Annotated in this window: 21 protein-coding genes and 1 riboswitch; of the genes, 8 read left to right on the forward strand and 13 right to left on the reverse strand. The window is 72.8% G+C overall.

Annotation, left to right across the window (positions count from 1 at the left end):
* Nucleotides 1–229 precede the first annotated feature (229 nt).
* Entirely contained in the window at nt 230–2,758 is a 2,529-nt protein-coding gene (locus tag IE225_RS20630; RefSeq protein ID WP_190059062.1) for an ABC transporter permease, read from the forward strand.
* A gap of 168 nt (nt 2,759–2,926) precedes the next feature.
* Here IE225_RS20630 and IE225_RS20635 read toward each other — a convergent pair whose 3' ends face one another.
* Nucleotides 2,927–4,243 carry an SAM-dependent methyltransferase gene (locus tag IE225_RS20635; protein WP_190059063.1) on the reverse strand — a complete coding sequence of 439 codons (1,317 nt, stop codon included), beginning with the start codon at nt 4,241–4,243 and terminating at the stop codon, nt 2,927–2,929.
* 396 nt (nt 4,244–4,639) lie between these two features.
* The gene (locus tag IE225_RS20640) at nt 4,640–6,040 is read right to left on the reverse strand and encodes an NAD(P)/FAD-dependent oxidoreductase (RefSeq protein ID WP_190059064.1); all 1,401 of its coding nucleotides are present in this window, start codon (nt 6,038–6,040) and stop codon (nt 4,640–4,642) included.
* Between the two features lie 558 nt (nt 6,041–6,598).
* Here IE225_RS20640 and IE225_RS20645 point away from each other — a divergent pair.
* Nucleotides 6,599–6,871, forward strand: coding sequence for a type II toxin-antitoxin system Phd/YefM family antitoxin (locus IE225_RS20645; RefSeq protein ID WP_190059065.1), 273 nt, complete (start codon nt 6,599–6,601; stop codon nt 6,869–6,871).
* Nucleotides 6,868–7,137, forward strand: coding sequence for a type II toxin-antitoxin system RelE family toxin (locus tag IE225_RS20650; RefSeq protein WP_190059066.1), 270 nt, complete (start codon nt 6,868–6,870; stop codon nt 7,135–7,137). Before IE225_RS20645 ends, IE225_RS20650 begins: the two co-directional genes overlap by 4 nt.
* Before the next feature lie 55 nt (nt 7,138–7,192).
* On the opposite strand, the gene IE225_RS20655 is transcribed toward IE225_RS20650, so the two are convergent.
* The 10 genes from IE225_RS20655 to IE225_RS20700 form a co-directional block, all read right to left on the reverse strand.
* Entirely contained in the window at nt 7,193–8,146 is a 954-nt protein-coding gene (locus tag IE225_RS20655; RefSeq protein WP_190059067.1) for a Ppx/GppA phosphatase family protein, read from the reverse strand.
* Entirely contained in the window at nt 8,143–8,796 is a 654-nt protein-coding gene (locus IE225_RS20660) for a DUF501 domain-containing protein (RefSeq protein ID WP_229879829.1), read from the reverse strand. Before IE225_RS20660 ends, IE225_RS20655 begins: the two co-directional genes overlap by 4 nt.
* A 108-nt stretch (nt 8,797–8,904) precedes the next feature.
* Nucleotides 8,905–9,387 carry an FtsB family cell division protein gene (locus IE225_RS20665; RefSeq protein WP_190059068.1) on the reverse strand — a complete coding sequence of 161 codons (483 nt, stop codon included), beginning with the start codon at nt 9,385–9,387 and terminating at the stop codon, nt 8,905–8,907.
* Nucleotides 9,388–9,541: 154 nt separating this feature from the next.
* Entirely contained in the window at nt 9,542–10,822 is a 1,281-nt protein-coding gene (gene eno, locus IE225_RS20670) for a phosphopyruvate hydratase (protein ID WP_444545067.1), read from the reverse strand.
* A 410-nt stretch (nt 10,823–11,232) separates the two neighbouring features.
* Entirely contained in the window at nt 11,233–11,961 is a 729-nt protein-coding gene (locus tag IE225_RS20675; RefSeq protein WP_190059070.1) for a transglycosylase family protein, read from the reverse strand.
* A 4-nt stretch (nt 11,962–11,965) separates the two neighbouring features.
* A riboswitch (cyclic di-AMP (ydaO/yuaA leader) is annotated at nt 11,966–12,131 on the reverse strand.
* A 223-nt stretch (nt 12,132–12,354) separates the two neighbouring features.
* The gene (locus IE225_RS20680) at nt 12,355–13,398 is read right to left on the reverse strand and encodes a LysM peptidoglycan-binding domain-containing protein (protein WP_190059071.1); all 1,044 of its coding nucleotides are present in this window, start codon (nt 13,396–13,398) and stop codon (nt 12,355–12,357) included.
* A 152-nt stretch (nt 13,399–13,550) separates the two neighbouring features.
* Nucleotides 13,551–14,804, reverse strand: coding sequence for a cytochrome P450 family protein (locus IE225_RS20685; RefSeq protein ID WP_190059121.1), 1,254 nt, complete (start codon nt 14,802–14,804; stop codon nt 13,551–13,553).
* Nucleotides 14,805–15,193: 389 nt separating this feature from the next.
* The gene (locus tag IE225_RS20690; protein ID WP_190059072.1) at nt 15,194–16,213 is read right to left on the reverse strand and encodes a nucleoside triphosphate pyrophosphohydrolase; all 1,020 of its coding nucleotides are present in this window, start codon (nt 16,211–16,213) and stop codon (nt 15,194–15,196) included.
* A 173-nt stretch (nt 16,214–16,386) separates the two neighbouring features.
* Entirely contained in the window at nt 16,387–17,028 is a 642-nt protein-coding gene (locus IE225_RS20695; protein WP_190059073.1) for a SurA N-terminal domain-containing protein, read from the reverse strand.
* A gap of 203 nt (nt 17,029–17,231) precedes the next feature.
* Nucleotides 17,232–18,059 (reverse strand): glycoside hydrolase domain-containing protein, encoded by an 828-nt coding sequence (locus tag IE225_RS20700; protein ID WP_190059074.1) that lies wholly within the window; start codon nt 18,057–18,059, stop codon nt 17,232–17,234.
* Between the two features lie 298 nt (nt 18,060–18,357).
* Here IE225_RS20700 and IE225_RS20705 point away from each other — a divergent pair, with 298 nt between their 5' ends.
* Together IE225_RS20705 and murJ are read left to right on the forward strand one after the other, a co-directional pair.
* Entirely contained in the window at nt 18,358–18,759 is a 402-nt protein-coding gene (locus IE225_RS20705) for a hypothetical protein (RefSeq protein WP_190059075.1), read from the forward strand.
* A 101-nt stretch (nt 18,760–18,860) separates the two neighbouring features.
* A complete protein-coding gene (murJ, locus tag IE225_RS20710; protein WP_190059076.1) occupies nt 18,861–20,555 on the forward strand; it encodes a murein biosynthesis integral membrane protein MurJ in 1,695 nt (564 codons plus the stop codon).
* Between the two features lie 15 nt (nt 20,556–20,570).
* Here murJ and IE225_RS20715 read toward each other — a convergent pair whose 3' ends face one another.
* Nucleotides 20,571–21,305, reverse strand: coding sequence for an HNH endonuclease family protein (locus IE225_RS20715; protein WP_190059122.1), 735 nt, complete (start codon nt 21,303–21,305; stop codon nt 20,571–20,573).
* A gap of 468 nt (nt 21,306–21,773) precedes the next feature.
* Here IE225_RS20715 and IE225_RS20720 point away from each other — a divergent pair, with 468 nt between their 5' ends.
* The 3 genes from IE225_RS20720 to IE225_RS20730 all read left to right on the forward strand — a co-directional run bounded on the left by IE225_RS20720 (nt 21,774) and on the right by IE225_RS20730 (nt 23,443).
* Nucleotides 21,774–21,968: an antitoxin gene (locus tag IE225_RS20720; RefSeq protein WP_190059077.1), complete on the forward strand. Its 195-nt coding sequence runs from the start codon at nt 21,774–21,776 to the stop codon at nt 21,966–21,968.
* A 211-nt stretch (nt 21,969–22,179) separates the two neighbouring features.
* Nucleotides 22,180–22,992: an SDR family NAD(P)-dependent oxidoreductase gene (locus IE225_RS20725; protein WP_190059078.1), complete on the forward strand. Its 813-nt coding sequence runs from the start codon at nt 22,180–22,182 to the stop codon at nt 22,990–22,992.
* A 22-nt stretch (nt 22,993–23,014) separates the two neighbouring features.
* Nucleotides 23,015–23,443: a MerR family transcriptional regulator gene (locus IE225_RS20730; RefSeq protein ID WP_190059079.1), complete on the forward strand. Its 429-nt coding sequence runs from the start codon at nt 23,015–23,017 to the stop codon at nt 23,441–23,443.
* The last annotated feature ends 31 nt before the right edge of the window (nt 23,444–23,474 follow it).

Below are 23,474 nucleotides of genomic sequence, written 5' to 3' on the forward strand. Positions count from 1 at the left end.
CGTGGACACCCGGCTCGGCCTGCGGGCACGTAGGTCCGTAGACACCCGGCCCGCCCCGCCGGCGCATACGCCGTGCGCGCCCGGCCGACCGTCCCGCGCCGGCACGTACACCGCGCGCACCCGGCCGCCCGTCCCGCGGCCGTCGTGCGCCGCCCGGCGCGCCCCGCCGCCCCCCCCTCCTCCCCGCCCCGGCCCGCCGGGGCCGACGACTGAGACGACACCGACACCCATGTTCCGTACCGCCCTGCGCAATGTGCTCGCGCACAAGGCCAGGCTCCTGATGACCGTGCTCGCCGTGATGCTCGGCGTGGCGTTCGTGTCGGGGACCCTGGTCTTCACCAACACCATCTCCGACGCCTTCCAGAACAGCTCCGCCAAGGGCTTCGACCATGTCGACGTGGCGGTGCGGCCCCGGGCGCAGGAGGCGAAGGGCGACCGCGTCGCCCAGCGGCCCGCCCTGTCCCGCAAGCTGCTCGAGCAGAGCGCGAAGGTGCCCGGCGCCGCCTCCGCCATCGGCGTCGTCGAAGGCTTCACCGCCCTCGCCGACAAGCACGGCGCGCTGGTCGGCGACGGTTTCCGCACCGAGGGCGGCAACTACTGGGGCGACAAGGACCCGCGCTACCCGCTGACGCGGGGCACCGCCCCGCACGGCCCCGGCCAGGTCGCCCTCGACGCCGAGACCGCCCGCCGGGCCGGCTACCGGGTCGGCGACACCGTCCGCATCTCGGTCGACGGCCCGGTGCTCACCCCGAAGGTCAGCGGCATCTTCACCACCGACGACGGCAACGTCGCCGCCGGCGGCAGCCTCACCCTGTTCGACACCGCGACCGCCCAGCGGCTGTTCGGCAAGCCGGGCACGTACGACGAGATCGACGTCGAGGCCAGGCCCGGCGTCACCCAGAGCGCGCTGAAGGCGCGGCTGGACCGGGCGCTGCCGCACGGCCTCGTGGAGACCACCACCGGCAGGCGGCTCGCCGACGACCAGGCGAAGGCGATCGCCGACTCGATGAGCGGCCTGCGCCAGGGCCTGCTGGTGTTCGCCGGGATCGCCCTGTTCGTCGGCACGTTCATCATCGCCAACACCTTCACCATGCTGGTCGCCCAGCGCACCAAGGAGCTGGCGCTGCTGCGCGCGGTCGGCGCCTCCCGCCGCCAGGTCACCCGGTCCGTCCTCGTCGAGGCGTTCGTCGTCGGCGCGGTGGCCGGCGTGACGGGCCTGGGCCTGGGCGTCGGCATCGGCGCGGGGCTGCGCTCCCTGATGGGCTCGCTGGACGTCACGGTGCCGGACGGGCCGCTGGTGGTCACGCCGGGCACGGTGGCCGCCGCGCTCGCCGTCGGCGTCCTCGTCACCATGCTGGCCGCGTGGCTGCCGGGCCGCCGCGCGGCGAAGATCCCGCCGGTGGCGGCGATGAGCAGCGTGCACGCCCGGGCCACCACGAAGTCGCTGGTGCTGCGCAACACCGTCGGTGCGCTGCTGGCGGCCGCGGGCGTGGCCGTGGTGCTGGCCGCGACCCGTATGAGCGGCGATTCCGGCCAGGCGCCGATGGGCTTCGGCGCCGTGCTGCTGATCATCGGCGTGTTCGTGCTGACGCCGCTGCTGTCCCGTCCGCTGATCGCGGCCGCGGCGCCCGTGCTGCGTGCCTTCGGCGTCGCGGGCCGCCTGGCCCCGCAGAACTCGGTGCGCAATCCGCGCCGTACCGCCGCCACCGCCTCCGCGCTGATGATCGGCCTGACCCTCATCACCGGCATGACGGTGATGGCGGGCAGCCTGCAGACGTCCATCGACAAGATGGCCGCCGCCGCGATCCGCGCCGACTACATCGTCTCCATGGCCAACGGCAACGAGCTCTCCCCGGACGTGGCGAAGAAGCTCGCCGCCGCCGACGGTGTCACCGCGGCCAGCCCGCTGCGCAACGCCGCTTCCCGCATCGGCGGCCGGACGGAGTTCCTCACCGGCGTCGACGGTGCCACCATCGGCAAACTGACCGACCTGCCGGTGCGCACCGGCTCCTTCACCGTCGCCCGCGACCGGGTGGTCGTCGACGAGAAGACCGCCAAGTCGTACGGCTGGAAGGCGGGTTCGGCGTTCACCGTCGCCTACGAGGACGGGCGCAGGCAGCGGCTGACGGTCGCCGGAACCTACGACGGCAACGAGCTCATCCGCGGCATCATGATCGACAACGCGGTCCTCACCCCGCACCTGTCCGACCCGGGCGACATGCAGGTGATGGTCAAGACGTCCGGCGGCGCCTCGCCGAGCGCCAAGGACAAGCTGGTCAAGGCGCTGGGCGCCAACCCGGCGATCAAGGTGCAGGACAAGAAGGACCTGTCGCAGCAGATCGCGCAGGTCTTCACGCTGATCCTCAACATGGTCTACGGCCTGCTGGCCATGGCCGTGATCGTGGCGGTGCTCGGCGTCATCAACACCCTGGCGATGTCCGTCTTCGAGCGCTCCCAGGAGATCGGCATGCTCCGCGCGATCGGCCTGGACCGCACGGGCGTCAAGCGGATGGTGCGCCTGGAGTCCCTCGTCATCTCCCTGTTCGGCGGCGTGCTCGGCATCGGCCTGGGCGTGTTCTTCGGCTGGGCGGCCGGCGAGTTGGTCGGCGCGCGGATGCCGACGTACGAACTGGTCGTGCCCTGGGCCCGGATCGCCGTCTTCCTGCTGCTGGCGGGCACGGTCGGCGTCCTGGCCGCCCTGTGGCCGGCCCGGCGGGCGGCGCGGCTGAACATGCTGTCGGCCATCAAGGCGGAGTAGCGGCCGGGAGACGGGAAAGGAGCCCCGCTTCCCCCTGGAAGGGCGGGGCTCCTTCCGTACGTCCGGCCGACGGTTTCCGTGCGTCCGGCCGGCGGCTTCCGCGCGTCCGGCCGGCGACTTCCGCGCATACGCCTGGCTGCCGCTACGTCAATTACTAGCTCAGGTACGTCAGTTCCAGGTGCGGGTGCGCAGCGGCAGGCCGGAGTGGCCGGAGTCGGGTGTCCGGACGGCCAGCACCTGGTTGACGCCGATGCGGTTGCGTTCGAAGGACAGCGCGGAGGCGGCCATGTACAGCCGCCAGACGCGGGCGCGGCCGGGGCTGGTGAGCCGTACGGCACGCGCCCAGCCGGCCTCGAGGTTGGCGACCCAGCGGCGCAGCGTGAGTCCGTAGTGCTCGCGCAGCGACTCCACGTCGCGCACTTCGAACCCGGCGCGCTCCAGCAGGGTGACGGTGGTGCCGACGGGCTGCAGTTCGCCGTCGGGGAAGACGTAGGCGTCGATGAACTCGTCGACGCGGTAGGCGGCCTCGTCCCGGTGGGGCCGGCGGGCGATCTGGTGGTTGAGCAGCCGGCCGCCGGGTGCGAGCAGCGCGTACAGCGTCCGGGCGTACTCCAGGTACCGGGCGGCGCCCACGTGCTCGGCCATGCCGATGGAGGAGATCGCGTCGTAGGGGCCGTCGACGACGTCCCGGTAGTCCTGCACGCGGATCTCGACCCTGTCGGTGAGTCCCTCGTCGGCTACGCGCTTGCGGGCGTAGGCGGCCTGCTCCTGGGAGAGGGTGATGCCGACGACGCGCACCCCGTGCTCGCGGGCGGCGTGGACGGCCATGGACCCCCAGCCGCAGCCCACGTCGAGCAGCCGCTGACCCGGCTTCAGGTCCAGCTTGCGGCAGACGAGTTCGAGCTTGTCGTGCTGGGCCTGCTCGAGGGTGGCGTCCGGGGAGGGCCAGTAGGCGCAGGAGTACACCATGGACGGGCCCAGGACGATCTCGTAGAAGTCGTTGCCGACGTCGTAGTGGTGGCTGATGGCGCGTTTGTCGCTGCGGCGGGTGTGCAGGTGGCCGCGGGCGCGGCGGGCCTCCTCGCGCGGCGGCGCGGGCGGCAGCGGCGGTCCGGCCAGCCGCGCCAGCTCCCGCACGGCGCCGCGCACCTCCGGGTCGCGGAGGGCGGCGGCGAGGCCGCGGGCCCGGGCGAGCGTGCCTCTCGGCGTCTCCTCGCCGCGCTCCCACACCAGCCCGGTGAGGAGGTCCAGGACGGTGTAGAGGTCCCCGTCCACGTCCAGGTCGCCGGCCACCCAGGCGCGCGCGAGCCCGAGCTCCCCCGGTTTCCACAGCAGCCGCCGCAGCGCCCGCCGGTTGCGCACGACCACCGCCGGCGCGTCCGGCGGCCCCGCCTGCGAGCCGTCCCAGGCGCGGATACGGACCGGGAGCGGAGCCCCCAGCATCCTCTCGACGAGGCTCTTCAACCGCGGTGCGGCATCGGCCATGGCGCACACCTCCGTGACAACGGTCGTGGACGGGTGGTCCCGGAATGTCCTGCACCACGTAAACACCCGCGGGGCCGCTCCGCAGTCCGCGGCACGCGTTAAGGGTGAGCAAACCCTCGCTCGCGGGAGCGGTCACGGGAAGTGGCCGCGGGCGCGCCGGACGTACGGACGGTCCGGACGTACCGGACGTGCCGGGGCCACCGCGGCTTCCCGGCTTGGGACCACCGCGGCGCCCCGGCCCCGGGACTCCCGCGGCCCTCGGCCCGCGGCCCGCGGCGCGGCATGCCGAAGGGGCCGTCCGCACCACGGATGGCGGACGGCCCCTTCGGGGGTTCGGCGGTGACCGGAGGTCCGGGAGGCGCCTGATCTGAGGTCAGGAAGTCCCGGCGGAGGTGGTCAGGACGCCTTGGCGCGCTCCTCGGTCTTCTGCGGCTGCGCGGCGGCGGCCGGCGCCGGGGCCGGCTTGGCGGCCTCGTAGAACTCCTCGCGCGGGGACTCGATGGCGCCCAGGGAGACGACCTCGCGCTTGAGGAACATGCCGAGGGTCCAGTCGGCGAAGACGCGGATCTTGCGGTTCCAGGTCGGCATCGCCAGGCCGTGGTAGCCGCGGTGCATGTACCAGGCGAGGCGGCCCTTGAGCTTGATCTTCGTCTTCTTGCCGAGGACGATCATCGCGACGCCCTTGTGCAGGCCGAGGCCCGCGACCGCGCCCTTGTTGGCGTGGCTGTACTCCTTCTGCGGGAAGCCCCGCATGCCGGAGATCACGTTGTCGCCGAGCACCTTGGCCTGGCGCAGCGCGTGCTGCGCGTTGGGCGGGCACCAGGCGTTCTCCACGCCGGCCTTGCGGGCGGCGAGGTCGGGCACCTGGGCGTTGTCGCCGGCGGCCCAGACGTAGTCCATGCCCTTGACCTGGAGCGTCGGCTCGCAGTCGACGTGGCCGCGGGGGCCGAGGGGGAGACCGAAGCGGGCGAGGGCCGGGTTGGGCTTGACGCCGGCCGTCCACACGATCGTGTCGGAGTCGACTTCGAGGCCGTTCTTCAGCACCACGTGGCCGTCGACGCAGGACTCCATGGAGGTGTTGAGGTACACCTCGACCCCGCGGGACTCCAGGTGTTCCTTGCCGTACTTGCCGAGCTTGGGGCCGACCTCGGGCAGGATCCTGTCCGCGGCGTCGACCAGGATGAAGCGCATGTCCTCGCGGGAGATGCTGCGGTAGTACTTCGCCGCGTCCCGCACCATGTCCTCGACCTCGCCGACGGTCTCCGCGCCGGCGAAGCCGCCGCCGACGAAGACGAAGGTGAGCGCCCTGCGGCGGATCTCCTCGTCGGTGGTGGAGTCAGCCTTGTCGAGCTGCTCGAGGACGTGGTTGCGCAGCCCGATGGCCTCCTCGATGCCCTTCATGCCGATGCCCTGCTCGGCCAGGCCGGGGATCGGGAAGGTGCGGGAGACCGCGCCGAGCGCGATCACCAGGTAGTCGAAGGGAAGCTCGTACGCGTCACCGACCAGCGGGGCGATGGTGGCGACCTTGCGGTCCTGGTCGATGGAGGTGACCCGGCCGGTGAGAACCTCCGCCTCCTTCGGCAGCACGCGCCGCAGCGGGACGACGACGTGGCGAGGGGAGATGCTGCCGGCGGCGGCTTCGGGGAGGAAGGGCTGGTACGTCATGTACGAGCGGGGGTCGACGACCGTGACGGTCGCCTCGCCGTAGCGCATCTTCTTCAGGATGCGACGAGCTGCGTACAGGCCTACGTACCCACCGCCTACTACGAGGATCCTGGGACGCTCCGTGGTGCTCATGGCATCGAGTATCCACCCGACTCTGGGGGGTACTTCGTGCGCCCCTTCACAAGCTTGCCCAGGGGGTGTGTTAAACTCCGCGGCCCACGTGACGCAGATCATGGTGACGCACGGGAACCCTCACGCCCGCCCGACCGTTGTCAAGGGGTCCTGAGCTGCTCCTCAGGGCCCTTCGGCCCCTTGCGCGAGGCCCTCGCCGACTCCCCCGGGAGCCCCTTCCGCGGACGCCGGGAACGCCCCTGTCGGCCCTGGTGAGGCCCCGAAAGGCGGATTGGCGGCCTCCGGGGCGCCTTCCGGTGACGAATTCCTTGTGAAGAACTTCACGAACTTTTCCGGCAGCGCGCCACCAGGGGGTTCCACGGCACCCCCCGGAGCGCGCTCATACGTTATACGACCTGCTCAAGCGAGGGCTACCCGGCGGTAGCGAGGGAGATCCACACCACCGTCCCGGGGTGACTCGGGCCACCGACCACGCGATGCCGCCGGCCGTCGGGGACCGCCTGCGAGCGCGCCCCTCGGGCCGGCCCGCGTGTACACAGAGGTGCGTACACTGGCCTCATGGCTGAGAACACCGTGACCGTACGGGAAGCGCGCGCCCACCTCGCGGACCACATCAACCGGGCCGAGGAAGGCATTCCGACGGTCATCACGCGCAACGGTGCTCCGGTGGCGGCCATAGTTCCGATCGCGGACTTCGAGGCGCTGGAGGAAGCGGCCGACGTGATGCTGGCGCGCGAGGCCGAAGCGGTCCTGGCCGAGGGCGGCCCCACCGTGACGATGGCGGAACTGCTGGCGGACCTGTTCACCGAGCACGACGGCGAGACGGCGTGAAGTACGCCTTCCGGTTCACCACGGCGGCACAGCGGCAGCTCCGGGCCATCAGCCGCCCCGATGCCATGCGCATCCTGGCCGCGCTGACCGCGCTCGGCGACGACCCGTACCACGAAGGCGTCGACGTCAAGAAACTCACCGGTCCGTCGGGGCTCTACCGGCTCCGGGTCGGAAACTACCGGGTCGCCTACCAGGTCAACGACGGCGCACTCGTCACCCTCGCCGTCAAGGCGGGCGACCGGCGGGACGTCCACCGCAATCTGTGACGCCCCGCCCGGCACCGCCGTCGCCGTCACCGGCACACGGCTTTGGATCCGCCTCTCAGCGCGGGTCGGGTGCCACCGACCACGCGATGCCGTCGAGGATGTCGTGCTCGCTCACCACGACCTCCTCCGCCCCGATCCGCTCCATGATCGACAGCAGGATCAGGGCGCCGGCGCCGATCACGTCCACCCGGCCCGGGTGCAGGGACGGGATCGCCGCGCGCTCGGCGTGGGTGGAGTGGAGCAGGCGGGTGGTGATCTCGCGGACCCGGTCGTGGGAGACGCGGGAGTGGTGGATGGCCGCGGAGTCGTACTCCGGCAGCTCCTGCGCGATGGCCGAGACGGTCGTCACCGAGCCGGCCAGGCCGACCAGCGTGCGCGCCTCGTGCAGCGGGACCGTCCGCGCGGCCAGGTCCAGGGCCGCCTCGACGTCGGCCCGCAGGGCGGCGATCTGCTCCTCGGTGGGCGGGTCGGTGACGGCCCCGTCCCGGACGAGGTGGCGCTCCGTCAGGCGGACGCAGCCGATGTCGACCGAGCGCGCGGCGCGCACGTGGTCGTCGCCGACGACGAACTCCGTGGAGCCGCCGCCGATGTCCACCACCAGGAACGGGCGGTGCAGGTCCCGTCGTCCCGTCAGCTCCTTCGTCGCGCCGGTGAAGGAGAACTCCGCCTCCTGGTCGCCGGTGATCACCTCGGGTTCGACGCCGAGGATGTCCAGCACGCCGCGGACGAACTCGTCGCGGTTCTCGGCGTCGCGGGAGGCGGAGGTGGCGACGAAGCGGATCCGCTCGGCGCCGTGCTCCTTGATCACCTCGGCGTACTCGCGGCACGCGGCGAAGGTGCGCTCCAGCGCCTCGGGTGCCAGGCGGCCGGTGCGGTCGACGCCCTGGCCGAGGCGGACGATGGTCATCCGCCGGTCCAGGTCCACCAGTTCGCCGGTGGCCGGGTCGGCGTCGGCGACCAGCAGGCGGATGGAGTTCGTACCGCAGTCGATGGCGGCCACGCGGGTCACTTGTCGTCCTCCTTCGGACCGTTCCCGGCCTTCGGGCTGCTCTCGGTCTTCGGGCTGCTCTCGGTCTTCGGGCCGTCCTCGGCCCTCGGGTCGTCCCCAGCCCTCGGGCCGCTCTCGGCCTTCGGGCCGTCCTCGGCGGGGACCGTGACGCACGGCCCCTTCCGCCACCACTCCGGCAGCATCGCGAGCGCCTCGTCGCCCAGCGGGTTCACCCCGGGCCCGGCGGCCAGGGCGTGGGCGACCAGGACGTGCAGGCACTTCACCCGGTCCGGCATGCCGCCGGCGCTGGGGAAGCCCGTGAGCTCCTCGATCTCGTCGCGGCGCCGGATGTAGTCCTCGTGGGCGGCGCGGTAGGCGGCGGCGAGGTCGGGGTCGCGCCGCAGCCGCTCGGTCATCTCCTTCATCACGCCGTCGGCCTCCAGCGTGCCGATGGCGGAGTTGGCCCGCGGGCACGTCAGGTAGTACAGCGTCGGGAAGGGCGTGCCGTCGGGCAGCCGCGGGGCGGTCTCGACGACGTCCGGCTGCCCGCACGGGCACCGGTGGGCGACGGCCCGCAGTCCGCGCGGCGAGCGGCCGAGCTGCAGGTGTACGGCCGCCACGTCCGCGTCGGTGGGCTCGGTGCGCGGGGTGGTCGGCGGGGGCGTTTCCATGCCGTGAGTCTTGTTTCTTTCGGTTCGTCGGTCTACGGGTCCAGCGGGGGCGGGCCTACGGATCCGGTTCCGGTGGGGCCGGGTCCGGGTCCACGGGTCGCGCGGGGCCTACCGGTCAAAGGAGGCGGCGTCGGACTTGTCGATTCCGTCCCAGACGTTGGCGTACCAGGGGCGGTCGGCCGCGCCCAGGTCGGCGCGCGCCTGCCGGGTCGCGCCCGGGTCGATCACGACGTAGCCCGTCTCGCCCGGCATGACGTAGTGCAGGCGCCTGCGGATCTGCTGCTCGGCGTACGCGTCGTCCTGCCAGCGTGCCTTGAGGTCGCGCAGCTGTTCCACCCGCTGCCTGGCCTGCTGCTTCTGCCGCTGCAGGTCGGCGATCTCGGCGCGCTGGGAGACGTACTGGCGCATCGGGTAGGCCAGGGCGACGACGAGGGAGCAGACGACGAGGGCGAGCAGCGCGGCCCGGCCGGTGAGGCGGGAGCGCCGGGCCTGGCGGCGGGTCTGGGAGCGGTAGACGCGGGCCGCGGTCTGCTCGCCGAGCAGCCGCAGCCTGGTCGCGGTGGAGAAACGGTCCCGGTCCTTCACGGCCATACGGCTCTCCGCCTCCCCTTTCCTACGTGTTCACACGTGCGTACGTCCCCGCACACGGTACGGGACCGGGTACGGGGACGTACGGACGACTGGCTGGGTCTTGCCCGGGGGTTGACCCGGCCCTCGGCGCGCGGCCTCGGCTCAGCCCCTCGGCTCAGCCCTTGAAGCGCGGGAAGGCGCTGCGGCCGGCGTAGACCGCGGCGTCGTCGAGGATCTCCTCGATGCGCAGGAGCTGGTTGTACTTGGCGACGCGCTCGGAGCGGGCCGGGGCACCGGTCTTGATCTGGCCGCAGTTGGTGGCGACGGCCAGGTCGGCGATGGTGACGTCCTCGGTCTCGCCGGAACGGTGGGACATCATGCACTTGAAGCCGTTGCGCTGGGCCAGCTCGACGGCGTCCAGGGTCTCGGTGAGCGAGCCGATCTGGTTGACCTTGACGAGCAGGGCGTTGGCGCAGCCCTCCTCGATGCCGCGGGCCAGGCGCTCGGGGTTGGTGACGAACAGGTCGTCGCCGACGAGCTGGATCTTGTCGCCGAGCTTGTCGGTGATGACCTTCCAGCCCGCCCAGTCGTCCTCGAACAGCGGGTCCTCGATGGAGACCAGCGGGTAGGCCGCCACCAGCTGCTCGTAGTACTCCGTCATCTCGGCGGCGGAGCGCTCCTTGCCCTCGAAGAGGTACGTGCCGTCCTTGTAGAACTCGGACGCGGCGACGTCGAGCGCCAGGGCGATCTGCTCGCCGGGGGTGTAGCCGGCCTCCTTGATGGCCTCCAGGATCAGGTCCAGGGCCTCGCGGTTGGAGCCGAGGTTCGGGGCGAAGCCGCCCTCGTCGCCGAGGCCGGTGGCCAGGCCCTTGGACTTCAGCACCTTCTTCAGGGTGTGGTAGACCTCGGCGCCCCAGCGCAGGGCCTCGGAGAAGGACTCCGCGCCGATCGGGGCGATCATGAACTCCTGGATGTCCACGTTGGAGTCGGCGTGCGAGCCGCCGTTCAGGATGTTCATCATCGGCACCGGCAGCAGGTGCGCGTTCGGGCCGCCCAGGTAGCGGAAGAGGGGGAGGTCGGACGCCTCGGCGGCGGCGTGGGCGACGGCGAGGGAGACACCGAGGATGGCGTTGGCGCCGAGGGAGCCCTTGTTGTCGGTGGCGTCCAGGTCGAACATGGCCTGGTCGATCAGGCGCTGCTCGGTGGCGTCGTACCCGACCAGCTCCGGGCCGATCTGCTCGATCACGGCGAGGACGGCCTTCTCCACGCCCTTGCCCTGGTAGCGGTTGGGGTCGCCGTCGCGGAGCTCGATGGCCTCGAAGGCGCCGGTGGAGGCGCCGGACGGGACGGCGGCACGCCCCGTGCTGCCGTCGTCGAGGCCGACCTCGACCTCGACCGTGGGGTTGCCTCGGGAGTCCAGGATTTCCCGGGCTACGACGACGTCGATGGACGGCACGAGCATCTCCTTCTTGGGATGTGACGCGGGTTCGCCCGGGCCGACGCCCGGGTCGGTGCAGTCCGCGGTGGGCTCTGCGAGACGAGCCTAACCGGCTCCGGGGGATCGGCCAGCCGGTCTCCCACCCGTTGGACAGGACCGAGCGTAGATTGTTTCCCTTCGGAACAAAAGGGGTGCGCGGAGGCGGGGCGAACCGGCGTCCGACCGGGGGACGCCGGGGGACGGGGCGTCCGGGACCGGACACGGCCCCGCCCCGGCGCGTACGGGGGAACACGCGCCGGGGCGGGGAGCCCGCGGGGACGGGGGGAAGGTCCCCCACGGGGGCCTCTCCACAGGGGGGTGCGGACACGCCGCGACGGCCCTGTGCGGGAGCCGTCGGCCGGCTGCCGGCCGGGGACCCGGGGGCCGGGTCAGCCGAGGTGGAGCTGCTGGCCCGGGTAGATGAGGTCGGCGTCCTCGATGATGTCCTTGTTCAGCTCGAACAGCTTGTGCCAGCCGCCGGCCACGTGGTGCTCCGCGGCGATCGAGCTGAGGGTGTCGCCCTTGACGACCTTGTACTCGCCGTCGCCCTTCTTGACCTTCTCACCGGTCGGGGTGGTGACGGTCTTCTGGGCCTTCTGGACCCCCTGGACCTTCTGGGTCTTCTGGGTCTTCACCGCCGGACGCTCCTGGGAGCGGTTGGCCGCCTGCTGCTCGGTGGAGCGGCCGGCGGTGCCGCTCTGCGCCGAGGCGCCGGAGCCGCTCGACGAGCCGCTGCCGGTGTACGAGGCACCGGACAGGCCCTTGCCGCAGACCGGCCAGGCGCCCTTGCCCTGGGAGGCGAGGACCTTCTCGGCTATCGCGATCTGCTGGGCCTTGGTGGCCTTGTCGGCGGTGGGGGCGTACTGGGTGCCGCCGTAGGCGGCCCAGGTGGAGGCGGAGAACTGCAGGCCGCCGTAGTAGCCGTTGCCGGTGTTGATGGACCAGTTGCCGCCGGACTCGCACTGGGCGACCGCGTCCCACTCGGACGCGGTGGCGGCGGAGGCGTTGCCGGCCGCCATCAGCGGGGCGGCGACGGCCGCGCCGGTGACACCGGCCAGCGCGAGAGCGCGGGCGGCCTTGGACGGACGACGGTGCTTGCCCTTGCCGGAAAACAGCATGGATGGATCCCCTCACCGACGCCTGCGAGGTGAGCTGTCGGGTTCGGGCCGGTTGAGTTGCCCGGCCGCGCCCCTTGCGAGGCACGGCTTCACCCCGAGCCGTTCCGGTCGACCGACCGGGACGGCGCCTACCTTGGGTCCCCCGCTCCTGCCTGCGGCGCTTGACGCGACGACTGTTCCCGTGCCGCCGCTGGCAGGATTCGGCGTTGCGGCAGCCGGGGCTCGCGATGGCGAGCGGTCATGACCGTAGACACGAGATCGCCCGGATTTCAAAGACGATCAGGGCCATTGAGACTCATCCCACACTTTCGCCGATACGGACATTCGGCGCGAACCATGACGTGAAGTCCCGCTGTTTTCCGGCGTTTTCCGCCCCTTCGGCCCCCTTGCGTCTCAGCCGACATCCAGCGTCTGACCGGGCACGATGGCGCTCGGGTCGCTGCCGATGGCGGCCTTGTTCTCGGCGTAGAGCCGGCGCCACCCGCCGTCGAGGTCAAGGGAGTCGGCGATGGAGGCGAGCGTGTCGCCGGCGCGGACGGTGTAGGTGTCGCGGGCGGCGTGGCGGCCGGCGGAGGTGGTGGAGAGGGCTTCGGCGGCGCTCTCGTCGGCGTCGGCGCCGCGGTGGCGACCGGTGCCCGCCGTGGGCGCGGCGTCGAGGCTTCCGGTGTCGACGAGGGCCGAAGAGCCCACGTAGTCGGCCGGCTTCGCGGGCCTGTCCGCGCCGCCGGTGCCGCCGCCGGTGCCGGCGGCGTCGCCCGCGGCGGGCGCCTTCGCGGACGGGCTGCCGGACGCCCGGTCCTGCGAGTGGTCCTTGCCGGAGGCCGAGGGCGTGTCCGACGTCACGGCATCATCCGCCGAACCGGGCGCAGAGGAGGAGGGGGACGGAGTCGCCAAGTTCCCGGAGGAGACGCCGGACAGGCCCGGGTCACGGACGTCCGCGCCGGACGAACCCGAGGAGTGGGACGAACCGGATGAACCGGAGGAGCCGGACGAGCCGGACGAAGTTCCGGAAGGCGAGGGCGAGTCGGACGCCACACCGGTGTCCACGTCGATCGAACCGGAGTTCCTGGTGAGCCCGGAGAGCAGGCCGCAGGTGGGCCAGGCGCCGGGCCCCCGGTCGGCGAGGATCTTCTCGGCGACGGCTATCTGCTGCGAGCGGCTGGCCTGGTCGGGGCTGGAGGCGTACGCGAGGCCGCCGTACTTCTCCCAGTCTTCCTGGCTCAACTGCAGCCCGCCGTAGTACCCGTTGCCGGTGTCCGCGCTCCAGGACCCGCCGCTCTCGCACTCCGCCACCTTGTCCCAGGTGGTGCCGTCGGCCGCGTGCGCGCCGGAGGCGCCGAGGAGGGGCAGGGCGATGGCGGAGCCGGTCACTCCGGCCGCGACGACGATCGCGGGGGCCTGGCGGGGTCGACGATGACGACCGTTCCCGGAGAGCATGCAGGAACCTTTCCCGAGACAGCACTTACCGGCGCGACGCCCGGCGTCGCGCTGATGGGTGAACGTATCGGCTGTCGATCGCTCGTCACAAGTTCATGCCGTGCAGATCACATGGAGATCACAAAGGTGAGTGCATGTCATGTCTGTGCTTGTCAGCGGTGTGTCGCCGAGTGATCACCGACCGGTGTGAACTCCACGGGCAGGGTGCGCAGTCCGCGCATGATGAGCCCGCCGCGCCAGCGCAGTGCGGCGGGTTCCACGGCGAGCCGCACATCGGGCAGGCGGGTCAGCAGCGTGCCGATGGCGGTCCGGCCCTCCAGGCGGGCCAGCGGAGCGCCCAGGCAGTAGTGGATGCCGTGGCCGTACCCGAGGTGCTGGTTGTCGCGGCGGGCCAGGTCGAGGACGTCCGGGTCGGCGAACCGCTCCGGGTCCCGGTCGGCGGCCGCGAGCACCACGAGGACCGCGTCGCCGGGGGCGATGCGCTGCCCGCCGAGGGTGAGCGGCTGCGTGGCGAACCGCCAGGTCGCCAGCTCCACCGGGCCGTCGTAGCGCAGGAGTTCCTCCACGCCGCTCTCCAGCAGCTCCCGCTCCCCCGCGGCGAGGGACTTCTGCAGCCGCTCCCGCTGGCCGGGGTGGGTCAGCAGGGCGTAGGTGCCGTTGCCGATCAGGTTCACCGTGGTCTCGAAGCCGGCGAACAGCAGGATGAACGCCATCGCCGCGGCCTCGTTCTCGGTGAGGTGCTCGCCGTGGTCGGAGGCGCGGATCAGGCCGGAGATGAGGTCCTCGCCGGGTGCCGGCTCGGCCGGCAGCGCGGCGCGCTTGCGGTGGATGAGGTCGGCGAGGTAGCCGCGCATCATCTTCACGGACCGTGCCACTCCGCCGCGCGGGCCGCCCTGGTGACGGATCATCATGCCCGCCCAGTCGCGGAAGTCGTCCTGGTCCTCGCGGGGCACGCCGAGCATGTCGCAGATGGCGTAGATGGGCAGCGGGAAGGCGAACTCGTGGATGAGGTCGGCCGAGCCGCGGTGCGCGAAGTCGTCGATGAGGCGGTCGGTGAGCTCCTGCACGCGCGGCGCGAACTCGGCGACGCGCCGCGGGGTGAACGCCTTGCTCACCAGCCGGCGCAGCCGGGTGTGGTCCGGCGGGTCGATGTTGAGCAGGTGCGTCATCAGCTCCGCCTTGCGCTCCCCCGGGATGCCGGTCTTGCCCTTGGCGTGCGCGGGCTCGTCGTGGTGCGCCGGGTTCTTGCTGAGCCGCTGGTCGGCGAGGGCCTGCTTGGCGTCCGCGTACCGGGTGACCAGCCAGGCCTCCACCCCGCTGGGCAGCCGCGTGCGGTGCACGGGGGCGTGCTCCCGCAGCCAGGCGTACGCCGGGTAGGGATTGGCGGCGAACTCCCAGGTGAACAGGGCGGGGGCGTTCGGGGCGGGGGCCTGCGGGGCGGAGGTCTGTGGGGCGGAGGTGGCCGGGGCGGAGGCGTCCGGGGAGGGGCTCTGCGGGGCGGAGGTCTGTGGGGCGTAGGTGGCCGGGGCGGAGGCGTCCGGGGAGGGGCTCTGCGGGACAGGGGTGTCCGATGCAGGGCCCTGCGAGGCGGAGGCGTCCAGTGCGGGGCCCGGCGGGACGGAGATGGCCGGGGAGGGGCTCTGCGGGACAGGGGTGTCCGATGCAGGGCCCTGCGAGGCGGAGGCGTCCGATGCGGGCCCCTGCGGGACAGGAGCATCCGGGGCGGGGCACCGCGGAACGGGGGCGTCCGGTGTGGTGGGTGCTTCCGGCGCGGTCGCGGAGGGGTCGGGCACGCTCACACCTCCTCCGTCATTCCCCCCGCCGGCGGGCGGCCGGCACCGGTGCCCTCGGTCTCCCGGATCGCGTTCCGGTAGGCCCGGGCCGCCGCCCGCAGCGCCGCCTCGGGGTCGACGCCCTCGGCCTCCGCCCGGGCGGCGAGCGCCAGCAGCTCGTAGCCGATGCCCTCGCCGCCGGGCAGGGGCACGTCCAGGCCGGCGGTGCGGACGCGGGCGGCGAGCTTGGCGGCCAGGGCCAGGCTGGGCTGGTGCAGGGGGATGCCGTCGGTCACCGAGGCGCGCCGCTTCTCCGCCGCCTTGGTGCGCAGCCAGTGCTCCTTGACCTCCTCCGGGGTGGTCGCGGTGGCGTCGCCGAAGACGTGCGGGTGGCGGTGGACGAGCTTGGCGACGATGCCGGCGGCCACGTCGTCGATGGAGAACGGCGCCTGCGGGTGCTCCTCGGCGATCCGGGCGTGGAAGACGACCTGGAGCAGCACGTCGCCCAGTTCCTCGCGCAGTTCCTCCCGGTCGCCGTCCTCGATCGCCTCGACGAGCTCGTACGCCTCCTCGATGCCGTACTTGGCCAGGCCCTTGTGGGTCTGCCGGGAGGACCAGGGGCACTCGGCGCGGATGCGGTCCATGACCTGGACGAGGTCGAGCAGGCGGGCGCCGGGCAGGTCGTAGGAGGCCGGCAGCAGCTCCAGCTCGGGCATGCGGACGCGGCCGGAGCCGGCGAGCCGGGCCAGGCCGTCGGTGAGGGCCGGCTCGCCCTCGCCGGTGGCCACGACCACCACCGTGCGGCCGCCCGCGCACGCGTCGAGGAGCTCCTGCGCGCTCGGCGCGGCCTCCTCCACGGCTATCCCGGCGTCCCGCAGGTACGGCAGCTGCGGGTGGGCGCCGTCCGCGCACAGCACCCGGTCGGCCGCGCGCAGCGCCTGCCAGGCGGGCCAGGACAGCAGGCCGGGCGCAACACGGTGACTGGTGGTGAGCAGGACGACACGGCCGGGGTCGGTGTCGGGGGCGGGGCTGGTTGCGTTCACGCTTCGAAACTAACCCACGCCGCCGACAGGCCCCGGAGTTGTCCACAGGACAGCTCCCGGGGTCTCTCCGCGGGGGCTCTCCGCAGGGCGGACCGTGTCCTTGGGCGGTCTCTCCGCGGGGCGGACCGTGTCTTTGAGCGATCTCTCCGCGGGGCGGAGCGTGCCCCGCGGCGTCACGCCGGCTGCTGCGCCGCCGTCACCTCCCGCACCCACGGGATCTTCGCGTCGGCCCGGCTGCTCTTCTGCACGTCCCAGGTGCCGTAGCGCGGGTTGAGGTCGACGTGGAGTTCCCGGGATGCCTTGGACAGGGCCTTCCAGAAGGCGGGGGCGCGGGTGTCGGTGTGCAGCTTGGCGGCGAGCTTCTGCGCCTCCAGCTGGAGGCGCAGGTTGTCGTCGAGGCGCTGCGGCGGCACGCCGTACTGCTGCAGCCAGGTCGCCTCCAGCGCCTTGGCGCCGCCGGTCTGCTGCTCCAGCCCGGAGCGCATCCGCTGCACCTCGCGGCGGGTGACGGTGATGCCGGCGTCCTTCGCGGCGCGCTCCACCACCCGCTCCAGGACCATGGTGTGCAGCGTGTCGCGGGTGAGGCTGCCGGTGCGGGAGATGGCCTGCGCGTACTGGGCGTCGTCGCGCACCAGCGAGCGCTGCGCCGTCCGTACTTCGTCGACCCGGCTCTGCAGCTGTGCCTGGCTGATCCGCTGCCCGCCCACGACGGCCGCCGCGCCCGGATGCGCGTCGCTGCCGCAGGCGGTCAGCACGGGGGCCGCTGCGGCGAGACCGGCGGCGAGGAGGAGCGCGGTGCGACGGCGGCGGTGCAAGGAGACCTCCTGAGGAGATTGTGCGACGGTGCACAAAGTCTTGCGGTGATCGATGGTAGGCAGTGGGGCAGCCGGGGCCAACCCATTGGACCAACGATTCATCAGGACTTCCGGCACCGCCGCGCGCGTCGCCACCCGCCGCGGCCCGGCCGCGGACCGGACCACGGGTCGAGCCACGGGCCCGGCGCGGGCCCGGCGCGGGCTCAGCCGGTGATCGCGACCGGCGCGTCCCACGCGTCGCGGTCGACGGTGAGGGTGTAGCCGCCGCGGCTCTCCTTGCTGTTGACCAGGTACTGGTGGGCGCGGCTGTGGTTGGTGTACAGGGTGCTGCTCCACGGCCAGTCGGTGGTCGTGGTGTTCTGCTTGTCCCACAGCGCGTACCAGAGGTTGCCCGGCAGGTCGGTGCGGTCGGAGGCGGTGGCGACTGCCTTGGCGCTGGAGCTGCTGAAGCCGTAGAAACCGGTGCGGTAGGTCTTGGCGCGCAGTTCCTTGTCGAAGGCGCGCACGTACGTCAGCACGGCGTCGTTGCACGCCTTGTTCGTGATGTCGTACGGCTCCATGTCGAGGTAGATCGGGCTGCCGGCCTTCATGCCGAGCCCGGAGGCCTTGGCCACGGCGTCGTCGGCGTCGGTCCTGCCGAGGGAGGCGGCGGTGGCGGCGGTGAGCTTCTCGGGGTTGGAGCTGCTCTGGCAGGGCGGCTGGGCGCCGACGTAGATCGGGATGAGCTTCCAGCCGATCGAGCTGACGGACTTCACCCAGGAGGCGGTGAGGTTGGGCTGGGAGCAGCCGCGGTTCTTTCCGCCGACGTAGACGGCGGCGGCACCGTAGAAGCCGGTGTGCCAGGCCTTCATGGCGCCGAGGGAGGGGGCGGTGCAGGTGTCGAAGGCGCGGCCGGTGAACGTCTTCTGCGCGGGCCAGGTCGTGGCGGCCATCGAGGTCTGCGCGGCGATCCCGGCGCCGGCGGCGACGGCGGCCCCTGCCACGGCCCACGTGAGGTATCTGCGCTTCCTGGACTGCCGGTGCTCGGCCATCCCCACCCCTGCCCTGTTCGTGCGTGCGTGCCGGACGCGGCGCACGGCGGCGGTCGGCCGGCGTGCGTCCGCGGGAAGAAGAAGTGAACCCCCTCAAACGGCTCGCACCGTAACCGGCCTCGCTTCCGTGTTCGGGAAACGCCGGACCTCCAGCACCACAAAAGACACTCAAGCCACGGTAAAAACTCGCAGCGCGCGCAGGCACCCCCCGCCTTCCGCACCGAGCCTGACTGGCTTTAGCCTTGCGCCCTGCACGAGAACCACCCCTCGCGGGGTGCGAGCACCTGGGGGGTGGGCGATGAACACGCACGGCGTGGAGACGCAGCGGCGCCTGGAGGGCGGCTGGTTGCAGCGGATCGTCTGGGCGGTGGTCGCCGTCGGGTCGCTGGGGCTGCTGGTGTGGCTGCCCTTCCTGTACGTGGCGATCCGCCGCCGGCGGGCCTCGGACTGGGGCGCCTTCGCGGCGTTCGCCCTGTACGAGTGCGTGATGCTGTGGTGGACGGTCCTGCCGTCCGACGACGATCTCGACGCCCTCTTCGGCCTCGTCGTCATCGCGACCCTGCTGACGGCGGCCGGCCTGCTGCTCTTCGCCGTCTTCGACCGCCGGCTGCCGTCGGCACCGGTCGCCGCGACACCGATGCCGTACGGCCCGCCCCAGGGACAGCACTCGTACGGTCCCTACGGGCCCTACGCGCGCTGACGATCCGCCAGAAGACGTGTTCCGTAAGCGCGGTGCGCTTCCGTCCCGACCGGGCTCCGTCCGGCCGAAGCCTGCTGCTCTTGATGCCATAGGTTGAGGGCATGACAGAGGGGGCGGAGACCGCGGCAAGGACCGCGTCGTCGGAGCAAGGTGCTCAAGGTGCTGAGAAGCGGCCTACCGATCGGCGGACGACGGCGAGGGGAGGGCCGGCCCGCTCGTCCCTGCTGATGGCGCTGGGCACGGTGGTGTCCCGGGCGACCGGCCTGATCCGCCAGGTGCTGCAGGCCGCGGCACTGGGCACCGGCCTGCTGGCCAGCACCTACAACACGGCGAACACCGTGCCGACGAGTCTGTACACGCTGCTGATCGGCGGGGCGCTCAACGCCGTCCTGGTGCCCCAGTTGGTGCGGGCCCGGGCGACGCAGCCCGACGGCGGGCGGGCCCACGAGCAGCGGCTGGTGACCCTCGTCGTGTCCGTGCTCGGCGTCGGGACCGCTCTGGCCGTGTGGGGAGCGCCGCAGATCGTGGGCCTGTACATGCGTGACACGCCCGACAGCCACGGCGCGTTCGAGCTGACCGTGGTCTTCGCCCGGTTCCTGCTGCCGCAGATCTTCTTCTACGGCCTGTTCGGCATCTACGGCCAGGTGCTCAACGCCCGGGAGAGGTTCGGCGCGATGATGTGGACCCCGGTCCTCAACAACGTCGTGCTGATCGGCATGTTCGGCGCCTACCTGGGGCTGATGACCGTTCCCGACCGGGTGGAGGACATCACCGCGGCCCAGGTCCGGCTGCTGGGCATCGGCACCACGGCCGGCATCGCCGTGCAGGCCCTCGCCCTCGTCCCCTTCGCGAGGGCGGCCGGGTTCCGCTTCCGCCCGCGGTTCGACTGGCGCGGCACGGGGCTGGGTTCGAGCATCCACGCCGCGAAGTGGACCCTGCTGTTCGTCCTGGCCAACCAGGTCGCGCTGGCCGTGATCACCAACTACGCCAACGCCGTCGACCAGGAACTCCCGCAGGCCGGGGCGGGCTACTCCGCCTACACCTACGCCCAGACCATCTGGATGCTGCCCCAGTCCGTCGTCACCGTCTCCCTGGTGACCGCGCTGCTGCCCCGCATGAGCAGGGCCGCCGCCGAGGGCCGCGTCCCGGACCTGCGCGCGGACCTCTCGCGTGCCCTGCGCGTCAGCGGCGTCGTCATCGTCCCCGCGGCGTTCTTCTTCCTCGCGCTGGGCCCGTGGATCTCCACACTGCTGTTCGCCCACGGGGCGGCCGACGCCGCGTCGGCCCGACCACTCGGGCACATGCTCCAGGCCTTCGGGCTCGGGCTCGTCCCCTTCTCCGCCCAGTACCTGCTCCTGCGCGGCTTCTACGCCTTCGAGGACACCCGCACCCCGTTCTTCATGGCCGTCTGGATCGCCACGGTGAACATCGCGCTGGCCACCGCCTGCCACCTGCTGCTGCCCGCCCGCTGGGCGGTCACCGGCATGGCGGGCGCCTACGGCCTGTCGTACCTGGCCGGGCTCGCCCTGACGGCACGGTTGCTGCGCAGGAAGGTGGGCGGCCGCCTCGACGACGGAGGGCTGCGCCGGACCTACACGAAACTGCTGTGCGCCGCCGGTCCCGCCGCGGCGCTCGGCTGGGCGGCCGCGCGTGCCGCGGCGGCGGCCGCGGGCGCGGGCACCTGGTCCACCGCGAGCGCGTTCGCGGTGGGGACGGTCACGATGGCTCTCGGTTATCTCGCTCTCGCCCGTGTCCTGAAGATCGACGAGCTGCGGCGTCTTCGCGGCATGCGGTGAGAGGTCCGGGGCGTCTCAACCGCCGCACTGCTTCAGCATCATCCGCTTGTCGGCGGCCGTCACGGGAAGGTCGTACTTCAGCGACACCTGGGCGAAGCGCACCGAGTAGGCGCAGCGGATCCGTTTGTTCGGGGGCAGCCAGGTCGCCGGGCCGGAGTCGCCCTTCGCGCCGTTGGCCGGTCCGTCCACCGGGATCAGGTTGAGCGGGTCGTTGGCGATGTCCTCCCGCTTCCCCTTCGGCCAGCGCGAGGCGCCCATCTGCCAGTCGTACGACAGCGGCATGACGTGGTCGATCTGGACCGCCGTCGCGCGGGACTTGCGCCAGCTGATCGTCTTCCCGGTGTACGGATCGCGCAGCGTCATGGAGATGACGACGCAGTTCGAGCCCGTCCGGAAGCGGACCTGCTCGCCGTCGCGCTTGAGGAGGTCGTTTCGCGTGTCGCACCCGTTGTGGGCGAAGGGGACGCCGCCCGGTACCGAGTCCATCCAGGCGTAGCCGAACTTGTCCCGGTCGTATCCCGTCTTCGGGCCGCGGCCCTTCGTCGCCACCTTCTCGATCAGCGACCGCGCCCTCGCCCTGTCCGCGGGAGAGGTGACCGCCGCCAGCCCCGGCTTCGTTCCGTCCGGATTGTCCAGCGGGTTCACGGCCCGGCCGCCGCCGGCGGTCGCGGCGGCGGAGTCGGAGGGCCCGCCGTCCGAGGGCGGGGCGAGGTTCTCGCAGCCGGTGAGCGCGAGTCCGGTGGCCAGCAGCGTGGCGGACGCCAGGAGGGCGCGCCGGCTCCTGCCGCCGCGCCTCGTGTCCCGCTCAGTGCGCACGGCGCGTCACCTCCCGCACGAGCCACGGGAATCCGGCGGTCGTGCCGCGCGGCACGGCGCACACCACCCCGGCGGCGACGGCCGCCCCGCCCCTCAGATGTCCCACTCTGCGCCCCTCCTTCCGCCGGTCGCCCGATCGCCCGGCCGCCGGTCGTCGGTTGTCCGTTGTCCGGTCGCCCGGCCGCCGGTTATCCGTTGTTCGGTCGTCCGTTGCCCGTCGCCCGTTGCCGATCGTCCGTTGTCGATTGTCGGTCGCCGACTGCCGGACGGCATGTTGGGCGCGTACCCGGATGTCCGGCCCCGCTATCCGGGCGGCGGTGCGCATTGTTCGCGACTAAACAGGCATAACCGCCCATTCGGTCGTATGGTCGTGGTGGAAGTCACCTCCGGAAGGAGCTCCGCATGGGCATCTTCGACCGTTTCAAGAACCAGGCGAAGCACCGGGCCAAGGGCATGTCCGGCAAAGCGGAGAAGCGGGGCGACGACAGGACCGGCGGCACGTACGAGGACCGGGTCGACGACGCCCGGCGGCGCGCCGAGGGCACGCTCGGCATGGACCGCGAGCGCCCCGACCAGCCGCCCCGCGACCAGCCGTAGCACTTGTCCGGCCGTAGCGCTTGCCCGGCCGTGACCCTCGCCCGGCCGTAGCCTCCCGATCCGCCGCCCTGCCCGCCCCGCCCGGCCGCACGGAGGTGCCCCGCAAGCCGAGGCCGCCCGCGGAGACCCGGCTCCCGCGGGCGGCCTCGCACGGGCGCGCCCGCCGCCGCGCTTGACCCTGACGCCGGCGTCAGGGTTCGACGATCCCCGCATGGACACCGCGAACACCACGAGCAGTGCGGACTCCGCGAGTACCGCGCGTACCGCACATGCCGCACACTCCGGCGCCTCCCGCACCGTCCTCGTCACCGGCGCCGGGACCGGGATCGGCCGGGCCGCCGCCCGCGCGTTCGCCGCGCGAGGGGACCGGGTGGTGGCCGTGGGCCGGCGGGCCGAGCCGCTGGCCCGAACCGCCGAGGAGCACCCGGGGATCACGCCGCTGTGCGCGGACGTCACCGCGGACGGCGCGCCCGAGCGGATCGTGCGCACCGTGCTCGACGCGCACGGCCGCCTGGACGTCCTGGTCAACAACGCGGCGATCACGGGCCGCGGCTCGCTCGGCGCCTACACCCGCGCGGCCGTCGGCCCCCTGCTCGCCACCAACCTGATCGCTCCCTTGCTGCTCACCCAGGCCGCCCTCCCGGCGCTCGTCGAGAACCGGGGCGTCGTCGTCAACGTCACCACGTCCGTCGACCGGCGGGCCTGGCCGGGCAACTCCCTCTACGCCGCCACCAAGGCCGCGCTCGAAGTGCTCACCCGCAGCTGGGCGGTGGAGCTCGCGCCGCGCGGGGTGCGGGTCGTGGCCGTCGCGCCCGGCGCGGTGGACACGCCCATCGGTGAGCACAACGGGCTGACGCCGGAGCAGGTGGGGAGGCTGCGGGCGTGGCAGCTGGCCCACACCCCCCTCGGGCGCCTCGGCACTCCGCGGGAGGTGGCCTGGGCGATCGTGCAGCTCACCGCGCCCGAGGCGTCGTTCGTCACCGGTGTGGTCCTGCCGGTGGACGGGGGCGCGGTCGTCGCCTGACAATGCCCGCCGGGAGGTGATCATGCGGATCGGCGAGCTGGCGGCCGCGGCCGGGACCACTCCGCGCGCGCTGCGCCACTACGAGCAGGCGGGCCTGATCACCTCCGGGCGGGCCGCCAACGGCTATCGGACCTACGATGCCGGGGCCGTCGTCCGGGTCCGCAACATCCGCGCCCTGCTGGACGCCGGCCTCACCCTCGACGACGTCCGTGTCTTCCTGCCGTGCCTCGACGGTGACGTCACCGCCGCGCCCGCCTCCGGCCGGGCCCTGGAGGTCGCCCGGGCCCGCCTCGCCGCGATCGACGCCCGCATCGCCGCGCAGACCGCCGTACGGGACAAGCTGGCGGCCGCGCTGGACCGGGCCGCCGGGACGCGGGCGCGGCAGACGGCCCGCCCCGCGGAGCAGGCGGAACGGACGGAGCAGGCGAGGCGGGGCCGGTCACCGGAGTGACCGGCGCGGCACCGCGCCCGGCCGGCCCGCC

It is taken from the genome of Streptomyces echinoruber, from assembly GCF_014651135.1.
In the GTDB taxonomy this organism is placed as follows: Bacteria; Actinomycetota; Actinomycetes; order Streptomycetales; family Streptomycetaceae; genus Streptomyces; species Streptomyces echinoruber.